Source organism: Parabacteroides sp. PM6-13 (assembly GCF_029892605.1).
In the GTDB taxonomy this organism is placed as follows: Bacteria; Bacteroidota; Bacteroidia; order Bacteroidales; family Tannerellaceae; genus QVMG01.
This window is the reverse complement of record NZ_JARXWF010000014.1, coordinates 25109-48693: the sequence shown is the minus strand read 5'-3', so window position 1 is coordinate 48693 and position 23585 is coordinate 25109. Positions and strand designations below refer to the sequence as shown.

General features: G+C 47.4%; 26 protein-coding genes. 14 read left to right on the top strand and 12 right to left on the bottom strand.

The genetic code is table 11. The features are described 5' to 3' along the window. Positions 1-2: 2 nt before the first annotated feature. Positions 3-881 (bottom strand): rhomboid family intramembrane serine protease, encoded by an 879-nt coding sequence (locus tag M2134_RS13010; RefSeq protein WP_280752265.1) that lies wholly within the window; start codon positions 879-881, stop codon positions 3-5. Further along, positions 862-1581: a rhomboid family intramembrane serine protease gene (locus tag M2134_RS13005; RefSeq protein WP_280752264.1), complete on the bottom strand. Its 720-nt coding sequence runs from the start codon at positions 1579-1581 to the stop codon at positions 862-864. The genes M2134_RS13010 and M2134_RS13005 overlap by 20 nt, the downstream gene beginning before the upstream one ends. A 188-nt stretch (positions 1582-1769) precedes the next feature. Here M2134_RS13005 and M2134_RS13000 point away from each other — a divergent pair, with 188 nt between their 5' ends. Together M2134_RS13000 and argS are read left to right on the top strand one after the other, a co-directional pair. Beyond that, positions 1770-2042 carry an HU family DNA-binding protein gene (locus M2134_RS13000; RefSeq protein WP_280752263.1) on the top strand — a complete coding sequence of 91 codons (273 nt, stop codon included), beginning with the start codon at positions 1770-1772 and terminating at the stop codon, positions 2040-2042. Between the two features lie 102 nt (positions 2043-2144). Further along, positions 2145-3938, top strand: coding sequence for an arginine--tRNA ligase (argS, locus tag M2134_RS12995; protein WP_280752262.1), 1794 nt, complete (start codon positions 2145-2147; stop codon positions 3936-3938). Positions 3939-3989: 51 nt separating this feature from the next. Here the strand turns inward: argS and M2134_RS12990 are convergent, their stop codons facing one another. From M2134_RS12990 to M2134_RS12970, 5 genes are read right to left on the bottom strand one after another with little or no spacing between them, the layout of a single operon-like run. After that, on the bottom strand, positions 3990-4523 hold the full coding sequence (locus M2134_RS12990; protein ID WP_280752261.1) for an NUDIX domain-containing protein: 534 nt from the start codon (positions 4521-4523) through the stop codon (positions 3990-3992). Then, a complete protein-coding gene (locus M2134_RS12985; protein WP_280752260.1) occupies positions 4520-5494 on the bottom strand; it encodes an ROK family protein in 975 nt (324 codons plus the stop codon). Before M2134_RS12985 ends, M2134_RS12990 begins: the two co-directional genes overlap by 4 nt. 42 nt (positions 5495-5536) lie before the next feature. Beyond that, positions 5537-5914, bottom strand: coding sequence for a VOC family protein (locus tag M2134_RS12980; RefSeq protein ID WP_280752259.1), 378 nt, complete (start codon positions 5912-5914; stop codon positions 5537-5539). Between the two features lie 19 nt (positions 5915-5933). After that, the gene (locus M2134_RS12975) at positions 5934-6656 is read right to left on the bottom strand and encodes an MBL fold metallo-hydrolase (protein WP_280752258.1); all 723 of its coding nucleotides are present in this window, start codon (positions 6654-6656) and stop codon (positions 5934-5936) included. A 53-nt stretch (positions 6657-6709) separates the two neighbouring features. Then, entirely contained in the window at positions 6710-7837 is a 1128-nt protein-coding gene (locus tag M2134_RS12970) for a hypothetical protein (protein ID WP_280752257.1), read from the bottom strand. 420 nt (positions 7838-8257) lie between these two features. Between M2134_RS12970 and rpsA the strand changes: the two genes are divergently transcribed. The 5 genes from rpsA to M2134_RS12945 all read left to right on the top strand — a co-directional run bounded on the left by rpsA (position 8258) and on the right by M2134_RS12945 (position 13674). Then, positions 8258-10048 (top strand): 30S ribosomal protein S1, encoded by a 1791-nt coding sequence (rpsA, locus tag M2134_RS12965; RefSeq protein ID WP_280752256.1) that lies wholly within the window; start codon positions 8258-8260, stop codon positions 10046-10048. A gap of 127 nt (positions 10049-10175) precedes the next feature. Beyond that, positions 10176-10721, top strand: a complete 546-nt coding sequence (locus M2134_RS12960; RefSeq protein WP_280752255.1) for an RNA polymerase sigma factor — start codon at positions 10176-10178, stop codon at positions 10719-10721. Between the two features lie 5 nt (positions 10722-10726). Further along, a complete protein-coding gene (locus M2134_RS12955; RefSeq protein WP_280752254.1) occupies positions 10727-11914 on the top strand; it encodes an outer membrane beta-barrel protein in 1188 nt (395 codons plus the stop codon). Between the two features lie 30 nt (positions 11915-11944). Then, positions 11945-13189: a serpin family protein gene (locus M2134_RS12950; protein ID WP_280752253.1), complete on the top strand. Its 1245-nt coding sequence runs from the start codon at positions 11945-11947 to the stop codon at positions 13187-13189. 83 nt (positions 13190-13272) lie between these two features. Then, a complete protein-coding gene (locus M2134_RS12945) occupies positions 13273-13674 on the top strand; it encodes a rhodanese-like domain-containing protein (protein ID WP_280752252.1) in 402 nt (133 codons plus the stop codon). 12 nt (positions 13675-13686) lie between these two features. On the opposite strand, the gene M2134_RS12940 is transcribed toward M2134_RS12945, so the two are convergent. Then, a complete protein-coding gene (locus M2134_RS12940; RefSeq protein WP_280752251.1) occupies positions 13687-14268 on the bottom strand; it encodes a TlpA disulfide reductase family protein in 582 nt (193 codons plus the stop codon). An 83-nt stretch (positions 14269-14351) separates the two neighbouring features. Beyond that, complete coding sequence (locus M2134_RS12935) at positions 14352-14612, bottom strand: hypothetical protein (protein ID WP_280752250.1); 261 nt, start codon at positions 14610-14612, stop codon at positions 14352-14354. Positions 14613-14762: 150 nt separating this feature from the next. On the opposite strand from M2134_RS12935, the gene M2134_RS12930 reads away from it, so the two are divergent. After that, complete coding sequence (locus M2134_RS12930) at positions 14763-15413, top strand: HAD family hydrolase (protein WP_280752249.1); 651 nt, start codon at positions 14763-14765, stop codon at positions 15411-15413. A gap of 82 nt (positions 15414-15495) precedes the next feature. Next, on the top strand, positions 15496-16251 hold the full coding sequence (locus M2134_RS12925; RefSeq protein WP_280752248.1) for a nitroreductase family protein: 756 nt from the start codon (positions 15496-15498) through the stop codon (positions 16249-16251). Between the two features lie 7 nt (positions 16252-16258). Here the strand turns inward: M2134_RS12925 and M2134_RS12920 are convergent, their stop codons facing one another. Further along, the gene (locus M2134_RS12920; RefSeq protein WP_280752247.1) at positions 16259-16750 is read right to left on the bottom strand and encodes a 3'-5' exonuclease; all 492 of its coding nucleotides are present in this window, start codon (positions 16748-16750) and stop codon (positions 16259-16261) included. A 128-nt stretch (positions 16751-16878) separates the two neighbouring features. On the opposite strand from M2134_RS12920, the gene M2134_RS12915 reads away from it, so the two are divergent. Genes M2134_RS12915 through M2134_RS12905 form a run of 3 tightly spaced genes read left to right on the top strand, consistent with a single transcriptional unit; the run spans position 16879 to position 18665 of the window. Next, on the top strand, positions 16879-17196 hold the full coding sequence (locus M2134_RS12915) for a type II toxin-antitoxin system RelE/ParE family toxin (protein WP_280752246.1): 318 nt from the start codon (positions 16879-16881) through the stop codon (positions 17194-17196). Positions 17197-17203: 7 nt separating this feature from the next. Then, positions 17204-17515, top strand: a complete 312-nt coding sequence (locus M2134_RS12910; RefSeq protein WP_280752245.1) for a HigA family addiction module antitoxin — start codon at positions 17204-17206, stop codon at positions 17513-17515. 25 nt (positions 17516-17540) lie between these two features. Further along, positions 17541-18665 (top strand): DUF362 domain-containing protein, encoded by a 1125-nt coding sequence (locus tag M2134_RS12905; protein ID WP_280752244.1) that lies wholly within the window; start codon positions 17541-17543, stop codon positions 18663-18665. Between the two features lie 4 nt (positions 18666-18669). Here M2134_RS12905 and M2134_RS12900 read toward each other — a convergent pair whose 3' ends face one another. Next, positions 18670-19788 carry a peptidoglycan bridge formation glycyltransferase FemA/FemB family protein gene (locus tag M2134_RS12900; protein WP_280752243.1) on the bottom strand — a complete coding sequence of 373 codons (1119 nt, stop codon included), beginning with the start codon at positions 19786-19788 and terminating at the stop codon, positions 18670-18672. Positions 19789-20208: 420 nt separating this feature from the next. On the opposite strand from M2134_RS12900, the gene M2134_RS12895 reads away from it, so the two are divergent. Continuing rightward, positions 20209-21591, top strand: coding sequence for a tryptophanase (locus tag M2134_RS12895; protein WP_280752242.1), 1383 nt, complete (start codon positions 20209-20211; stop codon positions 21589-21591). Positions 21592-21688: 97 nt separating this feature from the next. Here M2134_RS12895 and M2134_RS12890 read toward each other — a convergent pair whose 3' ends face one another. Then, positions 21689-21934, bottom strand: coding sequence for a GlsB/YeaQ/YmgE family stress response membrane protein (locus M2134_RS12890; protein WP_280752241.1), 246 nt, complete (start codon positions 21932-21934; stop codon positions 21689-21691). A gap of 145 nt (positions 21935-22079) precedes the next feature. Between M2134_RS12890 and mnmE the strand changes: the two genes are divergently transcribed. Next, on the top strand, positions 22080-23474 hold the full coding sequence (mnmE, locus tag M2134_RS12885; RefSeq protein ID WP_280752240.1) for a tRNA uridine-5-carboxymethylaminomethyl(34) synthesis GTPase MnmE: 1395 nt from the start codon (positions 22080-22082) through the stop codon (positions 23472-23474). The last annotated feature ends 111 nt before the right edge of the window (positions 23475-23585 follow it).

Sequence of the window (23585 nt, the reverse complement as noted above, 5' to 3'; positions counted from 1 at the left end):
CGCTATTTCTTACTGGCATCAAACAATTTCTTTTTTTCATCAGCCGAAAGACTTTCATAGCCGGAGCGTTTCAGTTTGTCGAGGATCGCATCGAGCTCATTCGATTCTTGATTCTTACGCGCGTTATAGTCGTATTTGGATTCGGTACGTTTGTAGGTCACTGTCATTTTGGGCTTTCGTTTTCCCAGGTTGGCAAACCAGTCTATCAATCGATTAATGGGCGCGGTCATGTCTTTCCCTTTCGCGTATTGAGAGGCGAATAATATCCCCAAGAGGGCACCACCGATATGTGCGATATGTCCTCCGGCATTGGTCGAGGTAATAGCTAATAGGTCGAGGATAAGTGAGAAGAGCGCCAACCAGATCAGTTTGACACGACCGATTAATAATAGATTTATTTCATACTCTTTGCGATAGAACGACACGGCAAATACAATCGCCATCACCGAGGCGGAGGCTCCCATCAGAAAGCTGTTGTTTGCCATCGGGCGGAAATAGGGGAATATATTGTATGCCAACAGGAAGAACAAAGCTCCCGCTATGCCGCCCAAGACATACATGCCGCCCAGCTGCCGTTCGTTGAAGAACTGCAGGAAGATCACCCCAAACCAATAGAGCCACAGCATATTGAACAGAATATGCAGAAAGTCGTAATGGGTGAACATATAGGTGAACAGTGTCCAAGGTCTGACCAGTAAAAGCGCAAAAGACGAGGGCATCTGCAGGTAGTTCAACAGGATAGTACCATCGATATTGAACAGCATAAAAAAGATAACGGCCAGGCGGATCACCAGGAAAAGGCCAACATTGATATAAATCAGTTTCATCAGGATATTACCCGAACGAAACATCTGTTTCATTTTAGTAAAAATATCGTCCATTTTGTTGATCTTTCTTTTTCCAGTAACGAATCATAAAGAAACCGAATATCATACCGCCTAAATGAGCGAAGTGAGCCACATTGTCGCCACCGAAGTTGGCAATGCCGAGGAACAGTTCAATCACACCATACCCGATAACAAACCATTTTGCCTTGATGGGTATAGGGACAAACATAATATATAGAGGAATGTTGGGGAATAGCATCCCAAACGCTAACAAAATACCGAAGACGGAACCGGAAGCCCCAATGGTCACGAAGAGGTTCAGAAAATCGGCTTTTGCTATCAGACGCACTCCGTTCAGGTTGATTATCTCCTGACCACTGAACACGACATCGCGCAGATTGATGAACCAGACCAATTCCTGCACAAGCCCCGCGCCAATACCCGTGACCAGATAAAAGAGTATGAATCGCTTGGGACCCCATACGTTTTCCAATACCCGTCCAAACATATAAACGGCAAACATATTAAAGAGCACATGCGAAAAGGAGCTGGTATCATGCATGAACATATAGGTGAATATTTGCCAGATGCCGAAATCCTTGGCGCCGGGGAAATGAAGACCTAAGATCTGTACAAGGTCAATCCCTACTCGGGGCAGCGCTATGCTGGCCAGCCAGAGAAGCAAATTGATGATGATCAAATTTTTTGTAACAGGGGGAATGCTGCTTAAAAAGCCGGAACTATGTTGGTCCATACTAAGATTTCATATTGATTTGATCACAAAGGTAAAGAAATTTGATATTTTTAGACCAAAATGCGGGTAAAACATAGAGTTAGAGCAAAAAAAAGAGTTATTTTTTTTGTGGAATATTAAAATAATGATACATTTGATGCCAACTTGGAAAACAGAATATTGTTTAATATATTAACTATCAAACCATCATGAACAAAACAGAATTTATCAATGCTGTATCCGAAAAAGCAGGGTTAAGCAAAGTAGATGCTAAGAAAGCAGTAGAAGCATTTGTTGAAACAGTTTCTAATGAATTGAAAGCCGGAGGTAAAGTAGCTCTTTTAGGCTTTGGTTCTTTCTCTGTTGCTGAGAAAGCTGCACGCAAAGGTGTAAACCCGAAAACGAAACAGCCTATCGATATTCCTGCTCGCAAAACAGTTAAGTTTAAGGCCGGTTCAGAATTGAGCGACATTGTAAAGTAACAATAGATACTTTGAAAATGGAAAGGATACAATGAAGATTGTATCCTTTTTTTGTACCTTTGCGCGCAAATAAACCGAATATGAACGCTTTATCTTACTAATATGCAGATCGAACAACAGATATCCGCCGCCATCAAGGCCGGAATAAAAGAATTATACGCCACGGAGGCTACCGACAGCCAGGTGCAACTTCAGAAGACAAAAAAAGAATTCAAAGGACATCTAACGCTGGTGGTGTTCCCTTTTCTGAAAGCATCGCGCAAATCGCCCGAGCTGACGGCACAGGAAATCGGTGAATACCTCAAGGAGAAGGAACCGGCCATTGCCGATTTTAATGTGATCAAAGGATTCCTAAACCTGACGATCGCTCCGGGATGCTGGATTGAACTGTTGAACTCGGTGCATAATCAGTCGGCCTACGGCATAGAGCAGGCAACCGAAACATCTCCTTTGGTGATGGTAGAGTATTCTTCTCCCAATACAAATAAACCGCTCCACCTGGGGCATATCCGTAATAATCTTTTGGGATTCAGCTTGGCGGAAATTCTGAAAGCGAACGGAAACCGGGTGGTTAAAACCAATATTGTCAACGATCGCGGTATCCATATCTGCAAATCTATGCTGGCCTGGCAGAAATGGGGCAATGGCGCTACGCCGGAGTCGACCGGAAAGAAAGGCGATCACCTGATTGGCGATTTCTATGTATTGTTTGACAAACACTACAAACAGGAACTGAAAGAGTTGGAAGCCTCCGGCATGACTACCAAAGAGGCGGAAACAGCCTCTACATTGATGGCCGAAGCCCGTGAGATGTTGCGCAAATGGGAAGCCGGAGATACTGAGATATATGCCCTTTGGGAAACCATGAACAGCTGGGTCTATGCCGGGTTCGATGAGACCTATAAAATGATGGGCGTCGATTTCGATAAGATCTATTACGAATCTCAAACCTACCTGGAAGGAAAAGGTGAAGTGCTTCGTGGCGAAAAAGAGGGTGTTTTCTACCGTCGTGAGGACGGTTCGGTATGGGCCGACCTGACGGGCGAAGGCCTGGACGAGAAACTCTTGTTGCGTGCCGATGGTACTTCGGTCTATATGACGCAGGATATCGGTACCGCCAAACTGCGTTTCGACGACTATCCCATCGATAAGATGATCTATGTGGTGGGCAACGAACAGAACTACCATTTCCAGGTGCTCTCCATCCTGCTCGATAAACTGGGTTATGGCTTTGGCAAAGGACTGGTTCATTTCTCTTACGGTATGGTGGAACTGCCCGAAGGCAAGATGAAAAGCCGGGAAGGAACCGTTGTTGATGCCGACGACCTGATGGCGGAGATGATTCAAACCGCCCGGGAGATATCTCAGGAGTTAGGGAAATTCGATGAGATGACCAAAGAGGAGGCCGATCATATTGCCCGCATCGTGGGGTTGGGTGCCTTGAAATACTTTATCTTGAAGGTGGATCCGCGCAAAAATATGACCTTCAACCCAAAAGAATCGATCGACTTCAACGGAAATACCGGCGCCTTTATCCAATACACCTACGCCCGTATCCGTTCGGTATTGCGCAAAGCCGAAGAACAAGGCATCGTCATTCCGGAGACTCTTTCACTCACCACGCCGTTGGCGGAGAAGGAGGAAGGCTTGATTCAATTGATAGCCTCGTTTGCCTCTACCGTGAAGCAGGCAGGCGAAGAATACAGTCCGGCCTTGATTGCCAACTATGTGTACGACTTGGTGAAAGAATACAATCAGTTCTATCACGACTTCTCTATCCTTCGCGAAGAGAATACCGAAAGCAAAGCGTTGCGTCTGGCCCTGTCGGCCAATGTGGCGAAGATTGTGAAGGCCGGTATGGCCTTGTTGGGTATCGAAGTGCCTGAACGAATGTAATGGCATGAGGCTTACTGCCTCATGCGGTAGTTAAAGAAGTCAAAGAAGTTATCAGTCGCTTCGCTCCTTAGAAGTCAACATTCTCCTGACGGCCTCCCTGATGGAAGTCAGCCCGAAGTCCTCCGGATGGATCTCTTCCGGTCGAAGAATAAGAATCTCTGCCGCGTCATCATTTGGCGCGGCAGTTTCGTATGTATCCACTTCGCATTCGAAGAAAAGATCCATCGTCGGCACTGTCAGGCCGGAATATAAATAATCATTCGGCAAAGAAAAAAGGTATCGGCAGGCCGATACATCCAGGTTGGTCTCCTCTTTTACCTCCCGACGGGCGGCCTCTTCCGCAGTCTCGTTGAGGTCGGTGAATCCTCCGGGTAGGTCCAGGGTGCCTTTGGCGGGCTCTTTCCCGCGACGCACGATGAGGTATTCTCCCTTTCGGTTGCGGATAAAACAGGCAACAGCCGCGGACGGGTTGATATAATAGATATACCCACACGATCCGCAGCTTTTTGATTTCTCATTGCGCACTGCAAACCCTTCGCTCCCGCATTTCGGGCAATAAGCGAAAAGGTCTAAGGGATGACTCATGCGTCCACCCCTTTTGTTTCCCAGCCTAACGCGCTGGCGCCAAGCACAGCGGCATCACTCTCTTTCAGTTGAGAGAACAATAATTTTGTCTTGCCTGAGAATACCTTCAATACATTCTTTTCCATCGCTTCCCGAATCGGATTCATGATCAGGTCGCCCGCTTTTGTCAATCCACCAAAGAGGATGATAGCTTCCGGACTGGAGAAGGCAATGAAGTCCGCAAAGGCTTCACCCAGCATCTGTCCGGTCGATTTGAAGATGTCCAACGCAATTGTGTCGCCCTTCATTGCGGCATCGAACACATCTTTCGAGGTGATCTCGTCCGGATCCAGTTCGCGCAGGATACTTTCATCGTTCCGGATCTCCAGGTATTCGCGCGCGGTACGTGCCACGCCGGTGGCCGAGGTATAGGTCTCCAAACAACCTTGGCGTCCGCAACCACATAGACGTCCGTTATGACGGCGCACAATCATATGGCCCAATTCGCCGGCAAAGCCGTCGTGTCCATACACCAGGTTGCCACCAATCACAATGCCACTGCCCACGCCGGTGCCTAAGGTGATCACGATAAAGTCTTTCATGCCACGAGCTGCCCCGTAGGTCATTTCGCCAATGGCTGCCGCGTTCGCGTCGTTGGTCAATGTCACAGGGATCCCGCCCAACGCGTCGCTGATCAGTTGCGCCAAAGGAATGGTTCCTTTCCATGGCAGGTTGGGGGCGAATTCAATGCATCCGCTGAAATAGTTACCGTTAGGTGCTCCTACGCCGATCCCCTTAATCTTATCCTTTCCGCCTACTTGGTCGATCACAATATTGAGACCCTGTGCCAGTTCCGTGATGTAGTCATTCACATCCAGGTGCTTGCCTGTTTTGATTGATCCGCTATACAGGATGGTTCCTCTGGCGTCTACTACGCCAAAAACGGTATTGGTACCACCAATATCTATGCCTATCACATACGTCTTTTCCATGGTTGTTTTTATTTAGGTGAATAATATATTTTATGAAAAACATCAACGAGAGGGGAGTACCTCTATCCAATAATCATCCGGGTCGTTGATAAAGTAGAGCCCCATGGCGTGATTCTCGAAACATACCCAGCCGTTATCCTTGTGGAATGCGCGGATCTTGTCGTAATCGCCGTCGACACGAAAACAGAGGTGACTCTCGTTATCGCCCAATTCATAGGGCTCGTTGCGGTCTCTTAGCCAGGTTAGCTCCAACAGAAAGCCTGTTTGCGCGTCGCCCATATAGACCAGGATAAACGAACCGTCATCCGCTACTTTCCGGTGATGCTCACTTAGCCCTAACGCTTTTTGATAGAAAGCGATGCTTTTCTCCAGATCGATCACATTGATGTTGAAATGATCAAAACGTGCTTTAATCTCCATAGTTTTTTATCTTTACTAATTAAAATTCAATAGATTCTCCTTTCTCTTTCCAGCATATGCAGGGAGTATTCCTTTCGCGGGCATACTGACAAAAAGCCGGAAGCGCCTGGTAGGACTCCGCGAAATGCATGGGAGCAAACAGGCCAACCTCGATCCGGTCGATAAATTGCTCCGCGCCCAGGGCGTAGTCATTGCCCAAGCGCGGGTCTACCGGGAACATCGCCAGGTCGAGGCGCGTCGTTGTTTGTCGCAAAAGCGCCACTTCGTTCAGGTAGTCGTATTCCATCACGGCTATCTCTTCGGGTGTCGACTCCGCCTTCCAATGCCAGTTGTTCAGGTCTCCCGCGTGAAAGATCGTTTTCCCTTCGGCACGAATCAGGAACGAGACGCCCGCGTCTGTCGAACCGAAAGCCTTAATAGTCAACTGCTCGTCTTCATGCGATTCGCCTTTCAATAGATAGACAGCCTCCTCTTCGGCCGCCTTTCCGTGGTGCAGTATGTCGCGCGAGAAGATATAGGTTATATTGTTCTTTCTCTCTTTCCAGGAAAGGATCTCTTTGTTGAAATGATCCGGGTGCGCATGCGACGAGAGGATATACAACGGTTTTTCCTGCATCAGCAGCTCATCGTGTACATATCCGTGACGTGGGTTGACTCCCGTATCTTTATAATAATCTATCAGGATCGAGAAACCGGTGGCCTCTATCACAAAACCACTATGAAAGACATAAATCAATTTCATAATGTACAAATATACATATTCCCTCGGGAAATAGATGCGCTTAGGGCAACTATTTATATTTCTCCCGACGACACTAACAATTGCTCTGTTTTCTTTCGGTAGGTACGTTGGGTGATGGGGGCGGATTGTCCGGCGCGGAACATGAAGACCGGAATAAACCCGTCGGGGATAGACAGGGAGCGGGTGGCTATTTTTTTTGCTTTCTCCAGTTTCTTTATGTGTGACGGGGTAAAGGCCGACGTACCTTCCAGATAGGTCCGCAGGGTAAGGAGGGGCAAGGCCGCCATGGGTTGCAGGGCGTATCCTTCCCGGGTTAGTTCGCACCATACGCGCTCGATAGCAGAGCCGGCGCGCACGATATTTGTTTCCGTAAACGATTTGACGCAAATCATGCCGATCCCGCCACTCAGATATACGCTCATCGCACCAAAGAGGGGCATCGCCAGGCCGGCGCCAAAATAACGAGCTACACGCATGACCGACCATTTGCGCATCGACCGCATATAGATATCTCCCATCAGTCCGGCCTGTAGGTTCTTCAGGGGCATGCCTGTGCGGAACTCATCCGGTAGATCCTCTTCCCGAATCCCCTTGGGGATCGGTTTGAAATGCAGGATCTTCATCAGGTATTCATGCAGGTCCTGTCGCCCTACGCGCACCATATCTGCCAGGTAAACGGCATGAGCCAACGGGCGTCGCCATGCCTTTTCTTTATTATATAATAGGAGAGTGTCGGGCTCTTTCTCGGTGGTGGTGGCCATGGACTGCCAGGTCTCCCGGGGAATTGGGCGGGTGGCATACATCCGACGGTTGGTGCATCTTTCCCGCATGGCCTTTTCGATCGATTCGTTCTGCGACCGGTCGGCCGGGGTTAGCTGTATATGGGCTACCTCTTTCTTCCCTTCGCCTTGCGGGAATAGGGCTACCTTCGCTTCGAATCCTTTTACCTCGGCCATATAGACCATATTCTGTATGGCTGCGCCGCAGGCAATCAGCGAGGCTACCTGTTGTGTGTTAAAGAAAGAATCGTCAGCTTCTCGGTTGATATAGAGTGTGATGCCTTCCTTTTCGATCGCGAATTCCCAAGGCTGTACGTTATCGCCCGACGGAGCCATAATCCCATACCGAACAATCTCCAGGAGAATCTCCCTACTGATCGTTGTTTTATCTGTTTCTTCCATGTGTGAATCTGGTACTTGAAGCGGTTTTCTTTTTCGCAATAATACTTATATTATTCCTTAAGAAAGCTATGTACGCCAGGAAATCTCCTGTCAATCAGTTGTTTTTTTACGATCAAACAGTTGTTGTCGTAGTTTGTAAAAACAGCCGATTGACATTTTGTCAAAATCGCGGGAGTATTTTTCCAAAAACGTAGGGGTATTTAAAATTAGTCCCGCGAGTAACACTTTTTAACGTATCATATTGCAAAGTGAAATGGCATTTTTGCTTACAATTTGATAAATCCCGGTTCAAGACAATTTCCACACCCCAAAAACATTTGTAAATCAGAAAAAAACATTACCTTTGCGAGCAATTTTCGAGAGATGACAACATAATGTCTAACTTTTAGTGAAAGTAACTTAGTATTAACAATTTAGAGAATGGAAAATTTAAAGAACATTCAGCCGGTTGAAGATTTCAACTGGGATGCCTACGAACAAGGCGAATCTTACGGTGAAGTAAGCAAGGACGATCTTGTAAAAACGTATGACGAAACCCTCAACAAAATTAACGACAAAGACGTTGTGATGGGTAAAGTTACAGCTATGAACAAACGTGAAGTAGTTGTAAACATTGGATTCAAATCGGACGGCGTAGTACCTATGTCAGAATTCCGTTATAATCCGGAACTGAAAATCGGCGACGAAGTAGAAGTGTACATCGAAAGCCAGGAAGACAAAAAAGGACAGCTTATCCTTTCACACAAAAAAGCACGCGCTTCACGCTCTTGGGAACGTGTTAACGAAGCGTTGGAAAAAGACGAAATCATCAAAGGTTTCATCAAATGCCGTACGAAGGGCGGTATGATCGTAGACGTATTCGGCATCGAAGCTTTCTTGCCGGGATCACAGATCGACGTAAAACCGATCCGCGACTACGACGTATTTGTAGGAAAGACTATGGAATTCAAGATCGTAAAGATCAACCAGGAATTCAAGAACGTGGTTGTTTCTCACAAAGCACTTATCGAAGCAGAACTCGAACAACAGAAGAAAGATATCATCTCGAAACTGGAAAAAGGACAGGTACTGGAAGGAACAGTCAAAAACATCACTTCATACGGTGTATTCATCGACCTGGGTGGCGTAGACGGCTTGATCCACATCACCGACCTTTCTTGGGGACGCGTATCTCATCCGGAAGAAATCGTTCAGCTGGATCAGAAAATCAATGTGGTTATCCTCGACTTCGACGACGAGAAGAAACGTATCGCATTGGGTCTGAAACAACTTACTCCGCACCCATGGGATGCTTTGAGCGAAGAGCTTAAGGTAGGTGACGTGGTGAAGGGTAAAGTAGTTGTGATGGCCGACTACGGTGCATTCATCGAAATCGCTGCCGGCGTAGAAGGTTTGATCCACGTATCTGAAATGTCATGGACACAACACCTGCGCTCTGCACAGGACTTCATGAAAGTAGGCGACGAAATCGAAGCAGTTGTATTGACATTGGATCGCGACGAACGCAAGATGTCTCTGGGTATCAAACAGCTGAAAGCTGACCCATGGGAAGATATCGAAAACCGTTTCCCGGTTGCTTCTAAACACACTGCCAAAGTGCGTAACTTCACGAACTTCGGTGTATTCGTTGAAATCGAAGAGGGCGTTGACGGCCTGATCCATATTTCTGACCTTTCTTGGACGAAGAAAATCAAACATCCGTCTGAATTCACTCAGATTGGTGCTGAGATCGAAGTACAGGTACTGGAAATCGACAAAGAAAACCGTCGCCTGAGCTTAGGACACAAACAATTGGAAGAAAACCCATGGGATGTGTTTGAAACAATCTTCACCGTTGGTTCAATCCACGAAGGAACCATCATCGAAGCATTGGATAAAGGCGCTGTTGTCTCCTTGCCTTACGGCGTAGAAGGCTTTGCCACTCCGAAGCACCTGGTGAAAGAAGACGGCTCACAGGCTGTTGTAGATGAAAAGATGGAATTCAAAGTAATCGAATTCAACAAAGAAGCCAAACGCATCATCCTTTCTCACAGCCGCATCCACGAAGATGAACAAAAAGCTGCCAAGAAAGAAACAACAGGCGAAAAGAAAGCTTCTACCAAGAAAGCAAAAGAAGAACCAGCGATGGTGACCGGTCCGGTTGAAAAAACAACCTTAGGTGACATCGAAGAACTGGCTGCCCTGAAAGAAAAACTTTCAGGAGGCAAGTAAATCTTCTTATACACATAGAAAGAGGCCTTCCCAATCGGGGAGGCCTCTTTTTTTAGAAAAAAAATGATCTACCCACGCAGTATTTTGCGTATCGTTGCATTTAAAGAACAAAGCGCTTACGGAAGTGATGAGTGAAACAGAGCTGATACACCGATGCAAAAAAGGAGAAAACCTGGCCTGCAAGAGACTTTATGAGTCTTATGCGGAACAGATGCTGCGGATCTGCTACCGATATACGGGCGATCTCGACACGGCTCACGATCTTTTGCACGACGGTTTTATCAAGGTCTTTTCTTCTATCTCTTCTTTCAGCGACAGAGGCGAAGGGAGTCTTCGCGCCTGGCTGAACAAATTGTTCACCAACCAGGCTCTGGAGTATTTGCGAAAGAAAGATTTATTGCGTTCGGGCGTGTCGATCGATGAGGTAGGTGAATTACCGGAAGTGGACGAACCCGATGCCAATCAGCTTTCGATGGATGTCCTGATGCGGTTTGTCGCAGAACTGCCGGCCGGCTACCGCACGGTGTTCAACCTCTATGTGTTCGAGGAATGGTCGCACAAAGAGATTGCCCAAAAGCTGAATATCGCGGAGAAATCATCGGCCTCACAACTGAATCGTGCCCGCAAATTGCTGGCCATGCGCATACGAGAAGAATTAAAAAGAAACGAATAATACAGGTGGATCATACGAACGACATAGTACAGGTGTATCGCCAACGGCAAGACGAATTCCGTCTTCCGCTGCGCAACGATAGCTGGCAACAATTGGAGAAGGAGCTGTTTCCGACTCCGAAGCGTCGCCTGTCATTCGCCTGGTACGCCGCGGCAGCCATCGCTTTGTTGTGCCTTGTCCTTTCCGTTTTTTATCTTTTACCCGAAAAGGAGCAACCTGTCCTTGTGAACGAGCCGCAGCAAGAGGAACGCATCGAGCCGGCCAAAGAGGTGATAACGCCTTCTCCGATCATCACACCTCTTTTGGGAGAAGAGAAGAAAATAGATTCAACTACGATAGAAGAAGAAAATACGATTAAACAAATAGAAGAGGTCGAATCGGAAGAGTCCGAAGAGGAGACTAATAATAGCGAACCAGAAGAAGATAATATCGACAAACCCAAGAAAGAAGCCTCTCCGGTTGGCCCGGCCAACCGCTATAATAAACGACAGCCCGATCCGTACCGGCAGTACAGAACGATCGAACAACCGCGGCAGCCTCGCTGGGCTATTGGTGTGACAGGCGGAAGCGGTCTCAAGGAAGAATTGGGTGGAGTGGCTGAAAGCTATGTGACAGATCCGGGACCCGGTTATGGCCAAGACGGCGAAGACGAACCGGGAACCAAAGCTGCTGCCGGAGGGGGCAACCAGGATTCGCCGGGGGATGCCTACTATCAGCATAAGCTACCCGTCTCTGTTGGCCTGTCGGTGCGCCGTTATTTGACGAAACGTATCTCTGTAGAAACCGGACTCTCCTATACTATATTATATGCGGATATCGTAAAAGGAAGGGAGTCGGAGATGACAGTAGGACATCAGTACGTACACTACCTCGGAATTCCCCTGAAAGCCAACTGGACCTTCTATGAGCGAGGGCCGTTCTCGAGCTATCTCTCCGGCGGAGGCATGGTTGAATATGCCACCTACCTCAAGAAAGAGACCGACGGACGAATCGCCTCGTGGGATATCAACCGCTGGCAGTTCTCGCTTCAGGCGGCTATCGGACTGCAACTGTCCGTCTATAAACCGTTTTCTATCTACGCCGAGCCGGGTGTTTTCTATTATTTCGACACGGGCAACCGCTTCGTCGAGACGTTCCGGACGCTCAATCCGTTGACCTTTAATCTCCAAGTAGGCGTACGCTTTTCGTATTGACTCTTTTAAATATTCACTTAATATACAAACATGATGAAAAAGATTGCGATTTGGATGGTGGCATTAGTATGCCTTGTCTCTTGTGGAGATGACACGCCGACGCCTGAAAGGAAAAAGCGGGTGGACATTCCTTTGAGTAAATCAGAGGAGGTTTTAGTGGCAAACAACAATGATTTTGCCTTCAATCTGTTCCGGAAAGTAGCCGAACAAAAGCAGGCTAAGCAAAACACCTTCATTTCTCCACTAAGCGTAACGGTTGCCTTTTCGATGCTGTTGAACGGAGCCGATGGAGAAACAAAAGATGAAATCCGGGAAGTATTGGGGTATGACGGGATGCAGTTGGATGAAATCAATGATTTCTACCAGAAAATCCTGGAAGCGGCCGTCGATATTGATCCGCAGGTAGAGGTGGCCATGGCCAATTCTATCTGGGTGCAGAACGGTTTTCCCGTACTTGCGCCTTTTGTTGATGTAAACAAAGCGTACTATCAAGCCGAGGTCAAGAACGTGGATTTCGGCCAGTCGCAAACCCTGGATCAGATGAACCGGTGGGTCTCTCAGCAGACCAAAGGCATTATCGGTAAAATGTTTGAACCGAGGGATCTGCAAAACTCGATCATTTACCTGGTGAATGCGCTTTATTTCAAAGGCGAATGGAGCACTCCTTTTGAGAAGAAAGATACAAAAGACGAACCTTTTTATAACATCGACGGCAGCGAAACCAAAGTGCCTATGATGCATAAAACGCGTGGCGGATTCTATGCGCAAAACGAAGACTATGCCCTGACTGCTCTGCCTTATGGCAACGGAGCCTTCGAGATGTTTTTTGTACTTCCGAACGAAGGGGTCGATATCGATAAGGTGATCGACGGCCTCACCTTTGATGCCTGGCAGGAATGTATGAATAACTATGGCGGATATTGTACTGTCAAGCTGAAGCTCCCGCGCTTTAAGACCGGATATGATTTCCAATTAAATGATATCTTACAGGATTTAGGCATGAAAACGGCTTTCGATTCGCAGCAGGCAGACTTCTCCCTGTTGAGCCAATACGATGTTTACCTGACAAAAGCCATGCAGAAAGCCCATATTGAAGTCGACGAGAAGGGGACAGAAGCGGTGGCATCTACGGCTGTTGGCGGAGAAGTGATGGATCCCGGACCTCCCCGTCCGGAAGATATTATGGAGTTCTATATCGACCGTCCTTTCCTTTATTTTATACGGGAAATAAGCACCGGAACCATCTTCTTCATGGGGCAGATTGATAAGATGTAAAAAATGATAATATCCGTGCGAGAAATACGAATTACTCGCACGGGTCATTTTTCTTTCCTATCTTTGCGCCAAAATAGTTACCTATGAAACGATTTATAACAAGTACCGCCATCATATTGTGTGCCCTATTCACTGCCTGCAAGGATAAACCTGCCGAAATAGTTTCCCCCGATACGTTTGAAGCCCTGTTGATTACGACTTCCAACGCTGTTATTGTAGATGTTCGCACGGAAGAAGAAATGAAAGAAGGCTATATAGAAGGAGCCATCCTGGCCGATGTAAAACAAGACGACTTCGCGCAAATCGTTAGCGGCTGGGATTCCGCCAAAACCTATTTCATCTATTGCCGCTCAGGCAAAAGAAGTCGCAAAGCCTACGCCACCATGGAGAAGGCAGGCATCGAGCATATATACGAACTGAAAGGAGGCTTCAAGGCCTGGAAAGAGGCCGGGAAGCCAGTTTATAAAGAAGAGGAATCAAACTAACCGCTTCGTTCCTTAGAAGTTCGTCTCGAGGTAGTTGTCGATAAAGGCAACCATCGCATTGAATTCTTCCATCTCAAAAAGACGTGTCAACAGAACAATCTTACCCTCTTTATCGATGATGATATTGCGGGTGACACCTGCTTTGGGTTCGGTGAAAAGCGCGAACTTCGCTCCGTCTCTGTCCAATGTCAAGGGGTAGGTCACCTTCATATCGGCAGCAAATTTCGTTGTCGTCGCCTCATCCTCTTTCAGATCGATCCCGATAAGCGCGAAGTTGGGATTATCCTTGTGTTTTTGCCAGATCTCCGTTTCGATATAGGGCATCTCCTTGCGGCATACGCCACACCAGCTGGCGGTGAACTGGATCATCACCAGTTTGCCTTTGAGGTCGGAGAGGTTGACGACACGTCCGTCGAGGTATTCAATGGCGAAATCAGGCGCTTTGTCGCCTACGCTGACCGTATAGCCTCGCTCGTCGGCTACGACCTCTTGCATTTCGGTAGCAGTGGTGTTGTCGGATGTTTTACTTGTGTTTTTGCAAGCGGCTAAACAGATACAAATCAAAATAACGAATGACGTTTTAAGTGTTTTCATAAGAATAATGTGTCATGTTAGACATAAAAATAGCCCTAAAGCCGTTGCCGACCCATAGGGCTATCTGTATTTTTTTTGTGTTTTTATTCTTCAGCTTCTATTGTTTCCCTTACTTGTTCTTCTTCTCCGCAAAATTCCGGATCCTCTACTATTTTCAACAGTTTGTTTATTTCGTGCCTTTTCTCTAAATCTCTGAAATAAGTCATGACGACTTTATAAATATTAAAACCTTCCATTGAACCGGCTGCCAAGCCCAAGTCTTCTACCATTTTGCGGGCAGCCGCCTTAATCTCTGTCTCGCTAAGCAAGTGAATCTCGTTGCTGTGAATTAGTCTTTTTCCCATGATCTTGTGATTTTAAGTTATACAATGCTTGTAGGAAACCTTCCTTTCCATGTTTTTTCTTTTTCCAATCAAGGATGTGTGAAAGATACAAATTTCTTTTAAACTTCCTACATCTTTTCGTTATTTTTGCGTTTCAAAAACAAAAATAACATGATACAACTGGTTATCTTCGATCTGGACGGCACGCTCCTGAACACCATTGCGGACCTGGCCGACAGCACCAATTACGCTCTGGATCAACACCATTTCCCGACTCACCCGACCGAATCCTATCATTTTTTCGTGGGAAACGGCATCAATAAGCTTTTTGAGCGCGCTTTGCCGGAAGGTGAAAAAACGGCTGAGAACATACTGAAAATACGAAAAGCCTTCCTTGTCTACTATAGCGAGCACAATATGGATCGGAGCGAACCTTATCAGGGCATCCCCGGTTTACTTCAGTCGCTGCATGAGAGAGGGATCCAATTGGCGGTCGCCTCCAACAAATACCATGAGGCGACCTGTATATTAGTTAAACATTATTTCCCCGATATCCCCTTTGCCGCTGTTTTTGGTCAACGCGAAGGCATCACGCCTAAGCCCGATCCGACCATCGTACATGATATCCTGTCCGCCACCGAGATAGAGGCCACGGATACGTTGTATGTCGGCGATTCGGGCGTGGATATGCAAACAGCCAACAACAGTGGGGTTACCGCTTGTGGCGTTACCTGGGGATTTCGTCCGCGCGCGGAACTCGAACAGTTTCAGCCGCGTCATATCGTCGATCAACCGGAGGAGATCCTGCGGATTGTCGGGTGAAAAAAAGCTGGCTCAGCTTTTACCTTACTATATGAGCCGCTTTATTTTCTTACCTTTGTGAAAACTAAAAGAACAAAAAACGATGTTAGTAGAAAATATGAAAAACCGGAGAAGCATCCGGAAATACAGCGATCAGGAGATACCGGAATCTTTGTTGAATGAATTGTTTGAGGTGGCGGCACGCGCTTCCAATACCGGGAATATGCAGCTTTATAGTGTCATCGTCACCCGCGACCAAGCCGCCAAAGAGCGCCAGGCTCCTTTTCATTTCAATCAGAAGATGGCAACCGAGGCGCCCGTCGTACTGACTTTCTGTGCGGATGCCAATCGCTTCGTGCATTGGGCGGAGAACCGGAATGCCGTGGCGGGATTCGATAACCTACAGACCTTTCTGGCTGCTACGATCGATGCCATGTTGTTTGCTCAGGCATTCTGCGACGCGGCGGAGGCCAAAGGGTTAGGCATTTGCTTCCTGGGTACGACGGCCTACAATGCAGATAAGTTTATTGCCGAATATAAACTGCCGAAATTGGTGGTGCCGATCGTGACGGTGACCGTGGGCTATCCGGCCGAACCGCTGCCGGAACAATCCGAACGTCTGCCGCTGGAGGCTTTTGTTCACCACGAAGCCTATACCGACTATACGCCGGCTTCCATCGATGCGCTCTACAAAGCAAAGGAAGAGTTGGAAGTGAATAAAGAATACACCCGCATCAATAACAAAGAGACCCTGGCGCAGGTATTCACTGATATCCGTTATACGAAGAAGAATAACGAATATTTCTCGGAGGTATTACTTGGGGTATTGAAAGACCAGGGATTCCTACGCGAAGAATAAGCTTCTGTTATAATAATTGTAGGGCAATGTGCGCACAGGCCTCCGCATCGGCCAGGGCGTGATGGTGGTTGGTGAGATCGAAACCGCAGTAGGCCGATACGGTATGTAGCTTATGGTTGGGCAAATGCTTGAGTTGTCGGCGCGCGGCACTCAAGGTACAATGGAATTCATAGTCGGGATAATCCATCTGATACATACGGAACACCGCTTTGAGGCAGCCTTCGTCGAAACCTTTATTATGCGCCACCAGCGGAAGTCCCTCGATTCGCTCTTCGATCTCTTTCCATACGTCGGAAAAGACCGGGGCATTCTCGGTATCAGCCGGCGTAATGCCATGCACTTGCATATTCCAATACGAATAATAATCAGGCTCAGGACGAATCAGGCGATAGAACTTCTCTGTAATCACCCCGTCACGGACAATCACAATCCCTACGCTGCAAACACTGGTGCGCTGTTGGTTCGCAGTCTCAAAATCAATGGCGGCAAAGTCTTTCATGTTTATGGCGCAAATATAATCATTTATCTAACTTAACATACGTATCATGGTATGCGTTGAAGAGGAAATACACTTTTTTTGTGTATATCAAAGAATAGCCTTATCTTTGTAAGGAATGAATAAGGCGTATGGAGATTGTTTTTGCAAAAGAGTATTTGGCAGAGCTTTATTATAAAGGGAAAGCGTCGGGTAAAAAATATCGATTCCAACCGGAAGTAATAAAGAGATACAAACTTCGCATCGAGACACTCGAGAGTGCTGACTGTATTGAAGATTTGTTTTCAATCAATGCGCTTCATTACGAAGTGTTGAAAGGAGACAAGGCGGGTATTTCTTCCATCAGGGTAAATGATCAATACCGTTTGGAGTTTACCGCCAAAAAGGTAGAGTCAGAAACAATCATCACCATTTGCCATATTTTAGAATTGTCGAATCATTATAGATAAGATCATTATGGGAGATTTTGGATATGGATTCTGCCCGACTCATCCGGGCGAACTGCTGAAAGAGGAAATAGAATATCGTCATATAACGCAAAGCCATTTAGCCAAACAAATGGGTATTCCATACACCGCGTTAAACGATATCTTAAATCAAAGGAGACCGCTTACGGCTAACACCGCCATGTTATTTGAAGCAGCGCTGGGCATAAACGCCGATATGCTTATGCGCATGCAGTTGAAATACAATATGCAGATTGTCCGGCAAGACAAATCCTTTGCCGAGCGGCTTACAAAAATCCGAGATATCGCCTCTGCATTTTAATCTTTTGCTTAAAAATATCATAATCATGAGTACATCCAAAGTCTATTTTACCAATTTGCGTACCAATCCGTCTAATAATCTGTTGCAGAAGATGGAACGTCTTGTGAAGAAGGCGGGCATTGAATCGATCGATTTCAATAAGCAATTCGTTGCTATTAAGATACATTTTGGCGAGCCGGGCAACCTGGCCTATCTCCGTCCGAACTATGCGGCACGGATCGCTAACCTATTACGCAGCCTGGGGGGGAAGCCTTTCCTGACCGACAGCAATACGCTCTATTCGGGTGGTCGCTCCAATGCGGTGGATCATCTGAGAAGTGCCATGGAGAATGGCTACAACCCGATCTCTGCCCAATGTGATATTATCATTGCGGACGGATTGAAAGGAACCGACTACCGGGAGATTCCCATCGATGGGGAATATTGCAAAGCACCGAAAATCGGAGCGGCCATAGCCGATGCGGATATTATCATCTCGATGAATCACTTTAAAGGACATGAGCAGGCAGGCTTTGGTGGTGCATTGAAAAACCTGGGCATGGGCTGTGCCAGTGTGGGTGGTAAATTGGAATTGCATGCGGCTTCCCAACCGGCGATCGATACGGAGAACTGTATCGGTTGTAATATATGCGCGAAATATTGCGCGCACGACGCGGTTCACCTGCAAAATCGGAAAGCGGTAATCGATTACGATGCCTGTGTCGGTTGTGGCCAATGCGTAGCTCTCTGTCAGTACGACGCAGCGGTATTGGGCGAAGGCGACACCTCCGAACGACTGAATTACAAGATAGCGGAATACACCAAAGCGGTATTGAAAGACAAACCGCATTTCCATATCAGTTTCATTATGAATGTATCGCCGGAATGCGACTGTTGGAACCATAATGATGCAGCCATCGTCCCGGACCTGGGCATTGCCGCTTCGTTCGATCCGGTCGCTCTGGACAAGGCATGCGCTGATCTGGTCATGGGGGCTCCGGCACTATCAAACAACAGAGTCACCGATGCTTGTCCGCACGATCACCACATGCACGAAGGAGAAGATAAATTCCGCCTGATCCATCCCGACACAGAATGGAAGAAAGGATTGGAATATGCCGAAAAGATCGGACTGGGAAGACAGGCGTATGAGCTAATCCAAGTGAAATGAAGAATCATTGATAATACCCTTGCGCATTCATCTCGCTGATCTGGAAAAGCCGGTAGCTCTCTTTGTCCAATGGATAATCCCAGCAGCCTAAGTGATGAAATAGTTCGCCTCCGAACCCGGTCTTGAAGCGATAAAGCCCATACATCGGGTGTGAGGCATCGGGACCGGGAGAGACCCCGAACATATCATATTCCGTGCATCCGTAAGCCTTGGATGTCTTGATCGCCTCCCATTGCATTGCGTAGGTAGGCATATAGTTTCTTTTTTCTGAAGAGGAGGCGCCATACAGATAGGTACCCCGGTGTCCGCTCATCACCAGAAACATCGCTGCCAATGGCTCGCCGTCATGTTCGGCTACCAGCAGTTCGACAGTCGCCGGAGAGGCCGTGTCGTCGGCACGGGCGGAAAGCACTGATAAGAAGTAGTCCGGTTTGTTGACAAACAAGCCATTGCGTCGTGCCGTCTCCTGATATAGTTTATACCAAATCTCTATTTTGTCGATACCCGTACGGTAAACACGTACCCCTTTTCGCTCAGCCAACAGAATATTGTAACGGGTTTTCGGCTTCATCTGCTTCAACAGTGCCTCTTCGTCGATGGAGAGGTCCAGAAAGACAGTGGTCGAGGGCAGAATGTCCATATTGCTTTTGTGCAGGTTCCAATTGATTGTATTGTAATTCAACTGAAATTCCTGGTATTGTTTATCGGGTGCTCCGTTCCAAATGCCCTGTTCATCGAAATGATCTGCGTCGCACCAGTGGGAACGCCAGTTCAGGTCGTACCGGATGCCGATACAGCCTTTTGGCAGATAGGAACGCATAATCTCGGAAAGCTCCTCCAGAAAGACGCCCTGGTTCTCTCCCGAAGGCTCGATCTCCGGGCCATAAGGCACATAGGCCAGGCTCTGCCTGTTGTTAAGCGGATGCTGCAACACCAGGAAGTCGGCATCCGTGCAGGCATATCCTCCCACCTGGCTGTAGATATCCCGGTTTCTTACTTTAAAGTCGAAAGCCATGGTCTCCAACCCTTGGCAGGTCTTCACCTCCGACCAGAACGCGGTCTGTTGGACGATCGGCGTATCATGTATATCCCTGATTTTCTTCTTACAAACATCTATTTTCATGACGACAGACTAAAAAAGCGGCAAACATAACCCCTTTTTTAAGATAAAGCAAATAAAATGAGTATATTTGCTTCGCATGAGATCGAACTTAAACATATTCACCAGACTGTTTTTGAACATCAAAAAACGCGATGAATTTCTTTCCTGAGATTCATGGATCTCCCCTATCCGTAAACTTATTTGAACATTCTTATAGCTTGGGCTGACTCAAAAGTACCCCAAGCTGGGACTGGCTCAAAACCTAAGTCTTCTTTGAATGAGTTATAAACTGTGAGGCATTACCCCGAAAGGGGTAAAATGTTGATAACCCCGGGTGCAACCCGGGGTAAGGTATCATCCCTCTCTCTGAACCCCGAAGCGGGTTCAACCCTATGTGATATTTATATTATTCGCTAAAACATTTATAAAAACGTATTTACCATGGAATTACCATTTGCAGAATCCTACAAGATTAAGATGGTGGAAACAATCCGCCGTAGTACACGTGAAGAACGTCAGCAATGGATTAAAGAGGCGAAATACAACCTCTTCAACCTGAAAAGCGACCAAGTGTTTATCGACCTGATTACCGATTCGGGCACCGGGGCGATGAGCGACAAACAATGGGCAGCCATGATGCTGGGCGATGAAAGTTATGCCGGCGCCCGCTCTTATTACACCATGAAAGAGGCTATCAAAGAAATTCTCGGATTCGACTACTTCCTGCCGACCCATCAGGGACGCGCGGCGGAGAATGTCCTGTTTTCCACCCTTATCAAAGAGGGCGATATCCTGCCGGGCAACTCCCATTTCGATACCACCAAAGGGCATATCGAGTTTCGCAAAGCAGTGGCATTAGACTGTACCATCGATGAGGCCTCCGACACCCAACTGGAAATACCTTTCAAAGGCAATGTTGATCCGGAAAAACTGGAAAAAGTACTGCAGCAGTATCCGGCGGAAAAGATTCCCTGTGTGGTATTGACCGTCACCAATAATACCGCCGGCGGGCAGCCTGTTTCTATGCAGAATATACGGGATGTGTCTGCCCTTTGCCGGAAATATGGCGTGCGCCTGTTGGTCGACTCCGCCCGTTTTGCCGAAAATGCCTACTTCATCAAAACACGGGAAGCGGGTTATGCCGACAAGACAATCAAGGAGATTGTGCGGGAAATGTTTTCGTATGCCGACATCATGACCATGTCGTCGAAGAAAGATGCGATTGTCAATATGGGTGGCTTTGTGGCCTTCAAAGAAGAGGCTTTGTGGCAAAAGGCGCAGATGTTCTGTATCATGAACGAAGGCTTTATCACCTACGGTGGTATGTCGGGACGGGATATGAACGCCTTGGCGCAAGGATTGGACGAAGGCACCGAGTTTGATTACCTGGAGACACGCATCCGTCAGGTGGCTTACCTGGGATCCAAACTGGATGAATACGGGATTGCCTACCAGCGTCCGGCCGGTGGACATGCCATCTTTGTTGATGCCAAAAAGGTGTTACCCAACGTTCCGAAAGAGGAGTTTATTGCCCAGACATTGGGTGTGGAGCTTTACCTCGAAGCCGGCATCCGCGGCGTAGAGGTAGGAGCCATCCTGGCCGACCGCGATCCCGTTACCCGGGAGAACCGCTATCCGGCGTTGGAACTCTTCCGCCTGGCCATTCCGCGCCGCGCCTATACGAACAACCATATGGATGTGATAGCCGCCGCCTTAAAGAATGTGTACGACCGACGAGATGAGATCACCCGCGGCTACCGAATCACTAAGGAACTCCCTATTATGCGCCATTTCACCATTGAACTGAAAAAGGCAGAGCGATAGGAACCTGATCTAATCCCTTAGAAAACAAATTGAGGGCATACAAAAAGAGATCACTTCTCTTTCGGTATGCCCTCGCTATTTTCTATCAAATCAACAACTACATTTTCTTTTTGAAAAAGGAAATGATCCACAGCAATACCACGGCACCAATCACCGACATGATCAGTGAACCAATAATGCTGGAGGTTGCGAAACCTAACAGACCGTAGATCCATCCGCCCAACACACTACCTACTAAACCGACAATCAGATTCACAATCAGACCGAATCCGCTACCTCTCATCAACTTACCGGCAATAAAACCGGCCAGGATACCAATAATGATTGACCATAAAATTCCCATAATACTTTTATTTTATTATTAATAAATTGTCCCAAAAAAACAGTTTCTTATTCTTTTTGTTTGTCTGTTTCTGATTATATAACACATTCTTTTAATGTTTTGTTCAAAGTGAGTTGTTTTCTTACCTTTGCACAAAAAAGAGACAATGACTTTAGATAAATCAATTATTTGTGCCGTTTCCACCCCTCCGGGCTGTGGGGGAATTGCTGTGATACGCCTTTCTGGCGAAGGATCTGTGGCGTTAGCCGACCAGGTTTTCTATTCCTCAACGGGCAAAAAACTGGTAAATGTAACCCCGAACAGCGTGCACTTTGGCGAGATTCGCGCGGCAGAGAATTCGATTGATGAGGTCTTGGTTACTGTCTTTCGCGCGCCACATTCATATACCGGAGAAGACACCGTGGAGATCACCTGTCACGGCTCGGTGTATATACAGCAACAAATCTTGCAATTATTGATTGAGAAGGGAGCACGTTCAGCCCTCGCGGGAGAATTTACCCAACGCGCTTTCCTCAATGGCAAGATGGACCTCAGTCAGGCAGAGGCAGTGGCCGATCTGATTGCCTCTACATCGGCCGGACAACATCGTCTGGCATTCAACCAGATGCGGGGAGGATTCAGCAACGAACTCATGAAACTACGCGCCCAACTGCTCGACTTCACCTCTTTGATCGAACTGGAGCTTGACTTTACGGAAGAGGATGTGGAGTTCGCCGATCGGGCACGCCTAAGGCAATTGGCTGTTGATATCGAACAGTTGATAAGTAAACTGGCTAACTCTTTCAGCGTTGGGAATGCCATCAAGAATGGTATCCCTGTCGCTATTATTGGTGAGACCAACGCCGGGAAATCAACCCTCTTAAACCTGTTGGTAGGCGAAGAACGAGCAATCGTCTCGGATATTCACGGTACCACCCGTGATGTGATTGAAGACACCATCAATATCTCCGGCATCACCTTCCGCTTTATCGATACCGCCGGTATCCGTGAGACCACCGACACCATCGAGTCGATGGGTATTGAGCGCACCTACCGGAAGCTCGATCAGGCGTCTATCGTGCTTTGGGTGATCGATCTGACCTCTTCAGCTGAACAGATTCAAGCTTTAGCGGAGCAGATCCTGCCCCGTGCCGAATGCAAACACCTGATGCTGGTGGCGAACAAAGTGGATAGGCTCACGGTGGAAGAATTGGCTATCAAACAGGCTGTCTTGGAAAACATCCCTGCCCCGCAATTCTTTATCTCTGCCAAGGAAGGCATACAAACAGAGTTGATCCCGGAAGAGCTCCTCAAAGCCGCCGCCCTTCCCGCCCTCAATCAAAACGATGTCATCGTCACCAACATCCGCCACTACGAAGCCCTCACCCACGCCCTGGAAGCCATCCGCCGTGTCAACGAAGGCCTCCAAACCGACCTTCCCGGCGACCTCCTCAGTCAAGACATCCGCGAATGCCTCCACTACCTCGGCGAAATAACCGGCCAAATCAGCAACGACGAAATCTTGGGAAATATCTTCGCAAACTTTTGCGTGGGGAAGTAAGTTCTGATTAACAACGATTATAAAGCATATATTATTGATTAAATCGACTGATTATCAGTCGATTTTTTCTTTTCTATATTCTCGTTAATCATTTTTATTTCTGGATTTTCT